The organism is Mycobacterium sp. (genome assembly GCF_046095365.1).
Classification (GTDB): Bacteria; Actinomycetota; Actinomycetes; order Mycobacteriales; family Mycobacteriaceae; genus Mycobacterium.
On record NZ_JBJTJF010000141.1, the window covers coordinates 1 to 3,937 of the forward strand.

5 protein-coding genes and 1 pseudogene are annotated in these 3,937 nt (G+C 72.0%); 2 read left to right on the top strand and 4 right to left on the bottom strand.

Features of this window, described 5'->3' with window-relative positions; genetic code table 11:
- Positions 1 to 55: 55 nt before the first annotated feature.
- Complete coding sequence (locus ACKOQ4_RS11215) at positions 56 to 610, top strand: hypothetical protein (protein ID WP_526291797.1); 555 nt, start codon at positions 56 to 58, stop codon at positions 608 to 610.
- 7 nt (positions 611 to 617) lie between these two features.
- Here ACKOQ4_RS11215 and ACKOQ4_RS11220 read toward each other — a convergent pair whose 3' ends face one another.
- From ACKOQ4_RS11220 to ACKOQ4_RS11230, 3 genes are all read right to left on the bottom strand, one after another.
- Positions 618 to 899 (bottom strand): hypothetical protein, encoded by a 282-nt coding sequence (locus ACKOQ4_RS11220; protein ID WP_526291798.1) that lies wholly within the window; start codon positions 897 to 899, stop codon positions 618 to 620.
- 103 nt (positions 900 to 1,002) lie between these two features.
- A complete protein-coding gene (locus ACKOQ4_RS11225) occupies positions 1,003 to 1,716 on the bottom strand; it encodes an MspA family porin (protein WP_526291800.1) in 714 nt (237 codons plus the stop codon).
- A gap of 20 nt (positions 1,717 to 1,736) precedes the next feature.
- A complete protein-coding gene (locus ACKOQ4_RS11230; RefSeq protein ID WP_526291801.1) occupies positions 1,737 to 2,450 on the bottom strand; it encodes an MspA family porin in 714 nt (237 codons plus the stop codon).
- A gap of 371 nt (positions 2,451 to 2,821) precedes the next feature.
- On the opposite strand from ACKOQ4_RS11230, the gene ACKOQ4_RS11235 reads away from it, so the two are divergent.
- Positions 2,822 to 3,220 carry an Rv2240c family protein gene (locus ACKOQ4_RS11235; protein ID WP_526291802.1) on the top strand — a complete coding sequence of 133 codons (399 nt, stop codon included), beginning with the start codon at positions 2,822 to 2,824 and terminating at the stop codon, positions 3,218 to 3,220.
- A 66-nt stretch (positions 3,221 to 3,286) separates the two neighbouring features.
- Here the strand turns inward: ACKOQ4_RS11235 and ACKOQ4_RS11240 are convergent.
- A pseudogene (locus ACKOQ4_RS11240) lies at positions 3,287 to 3,937 on the bottom strand (hypothetical protein); the annotation flags it as partial.

Sequence of the window (3,937 nt, forward strand, 5' to 3'; positions counted from 1 at the left end):
CGGCAACCGATGACGACGACGTCGTCGCCTACTACGGCGTCGCGAAGGTCTTCTGATGCGACGGATCCGGACGGCCGCCGCGGTCGTCGTCGCCACCCTGCTGGTTGGCGTGCCGGGCGCCGCCCAGGCCGATCCGCCGCCGGCCGATCCCGCGGCTGACTCCCCCGCCGAGCCTGCCGCGGGTCCAGCGGTGCCGTTCCTGCTGCCGGCCGGGCAGGTGGACGTGAATCCGGTGCAGGCCATCACCGGCTACCTGACCCAGTTACCGGGGCCGGTGGCCGCGCCCGCCCCCGCCGGGGCGCCGGGCTCCGACCCGTTGGCGGCAGTGGGCCTGCTGATGCCGCAGAACTTCGGCATGCCCGACGAGGACCAGATCTCGCCCTACACCCTGTCGCCGAACACCCCGAGCGGCTTCGCCCGGGTAGACGCCTATCAGGGTGTGCACGCGCTGTTGCACAGCGGTCTTGGCCGGATGCCCCGCGACCAGCTCGGCCAGCCGTTGCCGGGAACCGCGCCGCCACCCGGCACCGCGCTGCCCCCGGGACTCGCGCAGTTCTACCAGGACCCGGCCGCGGTCCCCCCGCCGGTTCTGATTCCGCCGGCCGGCTGACCGGGGGTTACCGCGGGCAGTCGACCGTCACGTAGGCGAGCGGCTGGTTGCCGGCCGAGCCGGCGGTGTTGATGTCGATGACGGTGCACTGCGACAGCGGCGCGTCGGGAGAGCCGTTGCTGTACTGCAACTGGACGTCGTAGCCGGCCTCGTCGAGATCGCCGATGGTGGCGGCGGCCGACTCCGAACCGGGCGTGGGGATGCTGGGCGGATCGGCGAGCGCGACCGGGGCCAGCCAGACGGCGACGGCCGCAGCGGGAAGTGCGAAGATCACGGGGTGCTTGCGCATGACGGCAACCCTAGCGGCCGGCCCGGGGTCGGATTCCGGTTATCCCCGACGGGCCGGCCGGCGCTGGCGACGGCGATCGCGGCGGGCGCGCTGATCCGTCGCATCAGAAGACCTTCGCGACGCCGTAGTAGGCGACGACGTCGTCGTCATCGGTTGCCGAGCTGGTCAGGATCGCGTAGGACCGCAGCGACGAGGCGCCGACGCAGTTGTCCACCTTGATGTGGACGTCCTTGATGGTGACGCGCGCCGAGGTGCCCTTGAAGGACTTCTTGTCGACCGTCACGTTCGTCACGGTGCCCGGCCTGGGCTCGACCTCGATCTGACCCTGTGCCTGCACCGAGATCGAGGGCGGCAGGATCACCCCGGCCGCGCCGAAGTTGGTGTTGCCCAGGATCCCGGTCAGCGCACCGTTGAGCTTGACCTTGTCCATCTCCACCCCGCAGCCGATCTGGTAGCCGACCTCCAGCGTGCCGCCCGCGACGTCCCCGGTCGTCGATCCGGTGAACGTGCCGCCCACCAGCCAGTCCCGGGCCGACAGCGATGTGGTGAGCGGGGCGATCGGCAGCTGCGTCTCGTCCTTGGCGGCCACCGTCAGGGTGCGCCCGTCGAGCGTCGTGGCGATGCCCGGCACTTCCGAGGCGACGGCACCGGTGTCGGGGGGCGGCGCCGGGGCGGTGTTGTTGGCGGCCGGCACGATCTCAGCCGCCCCGGGCGCGGGCGGTGGCAGCGCAGGATCGGCCGGCGGGTCGGCCTGTGTCACCGGCGCCGTGCCCACGGCGAGCAGCAGGCCGGCCGCGGCGATGGCGAGTCGTTGCATGGGGAGGGTGTGCCTTTCCATCAGATGGCCCGGGTGACGCCGACATAGGTCACCACGTCGTCGGTGTTGTCGGTGGAGCTGGTGAAGGTCGCGTAGGACCGGATGAACGACTGCCCGGCGCAGCCGTCGACCTTGATGCGGTAGCCGTGGATGTTGACGTGCGACTTGGTGCCCTTGAAGGTCTTCTTGGCCACCGGCACGATGTTCACCACGCCCGGTTTGAGGTCGATCTTGATCTGCTCGCCGGCCTGTGCGCCGAGGATGAGCGGGAAGATCGACCCGGTGGCAAAGGGTAGGCCGATGCCGGCGATCCCGGTCACGCCCGAGATCGACTCGATGTCGTCTTGGATGATTCCGCAGCCGATCTGGTAGCCGGCTTCGAGTGTGCCGCCGGCGAGCTTGGTCTTCCCGGAGCCGGTGACCGTGCCCTCGAAGCTGCCGTCCACGACGTACTCGCGTGACCACGGTGAGTTGGTCAGTGACGCCACCGGTTCCAGGGACTCGTTCTTGGCCGACACTGTCAGCACCCAGCCGTCCGGGCTGGTGAGGTTGCCAGGCACCGCTGAGGCGATGGGGGCACCGGGCGGCCCGGGCACCGCCGGCGCCGGCGCCGGCGCGGCGTTGGCGGCGGGCTGGACCGGGGGATCGGCGGGCGGATCTGCGACGGCCGGGGGGCTGGTCGCGATGGCGGCCAGCAGGCAGACGCCGAGCAATGCGGCAGGTCGGGTGAACACGGTTGTTCTCGGCGCCTCTCGGTCGTGATCGGGTGGATGCGCGTGCGAGACCTGGTTGTGTCACTCGCGCGGGCCAACTGTTAACGGTGAAGGTGTACGGCCGGGAAACCCACCGTGAACGTCGGATGCCGCCTATCGGTCGAACAGTGCACGCCCTGACCGCCCGATGTGCTCCGCGGTGATTGCGCGGTACTCTCGGCCCCGATCAAGCGCTCGGCGAGAGGACGACGATGAGGCGCGCCCTGATGACAGTCGGTGTGTCGATGTGGGCCTTGGCTGGTCTGTACGCGCCTCACTGCGCGGCCGAACCGGTCAATCCCTCTGAGCCGCAACCTGTTCCGGCCCAGTCGGCCATGGCTTCGGCACCGCCGGTGCAATCCGTCCCGGCCGGCAGTCCGGTGACTGACGCCTGCAAGCTGTTCGATGCCGCTCTCAACGTAGCCGCGGCGAACTACGAGGACTTCGCTTACGCGACCGCCGGCAACGGCAACGTGGTCGACTATCGGAATCCGGAGGTCGGGAGATCAAACGTCGTGGGCCGCACCGCGCTTCGGCAGGCGGCGGCCGCGGCGATGAGTGCGGCGGGTACGCCGGGTCTGCCGGCCGAGGTTTCGAACCCGATGCGGGCCTGGTCCCTGCGCGCCACCAAGCTCCTCGTCGTCATGGGTTTGCACGGCGGGGGCGAATCGCTGAATTCGAATGCCACTGAGTTGAACAACGACGCCCACGACGCCCAGATGGCCTGTGCGCTGGCGGCCCGCCAGGCGTGACACGCTCCGCCGGCCAGTGGCCCGGCCGCCACCGTGGCAGGGCCCCTCTTCCTGGTGCCGGTGGGGTTAGCTGGCAGCCCCGCCCGAACCGCCTTCGCCGCCGGCGCCGCCCCGGATCCCGGGCCCGCTGCCGCTGACGCCGTTGCGCCCCAGCTTGCCCTTGGTGGACCCGGCGTTGCCGCTGCCCCCGCTGCCGCCGTCGCCACCGTTGCCGGAGATGAGCAGCGCCCCGCCGCCGGTGCCGCCGGAGCCGCCCTGTGCGCCCGCGATGCCCTTCCCGCCGCCGCCGCCGGTTCCGCCCACGCCCCCGAAGCCGCCTTGGAAGGAGCCGAACGCTCCGGACCCGCCGCTTCCTCCGGACGCCGCGGCGGTGGTTCCGCCGCCGCCGTTCCCGCCGGTTCCGCCGGCGCCGCCGATGTTCCCGGACAGGCCGCCGTTTCCGCCGCTGCCGGCATTACCGCCGGTGCCGGACTTGGAGGTGCCGCCGTTGCCGCCGTTGCCGCCGCGTCCGCCCTTGGACGAGAGCAGGCCGCCGGCGCCGCCGTTCCCGCCGCTGCCCGCGGTGCCGCCGGGTCCGGAGTCGGCGTTGCCGCCGTTGCCGCCGCCACCGCCGTTGCCGCCGAGGCCGGCGAACAGGCTGCCGTAGCCCGCCGCCCCGCCGTTGCCGCCGTTGCCGCCGCCGGTGGTCCCGGTGCCGCCGATCCCAGGGCAGAGGCC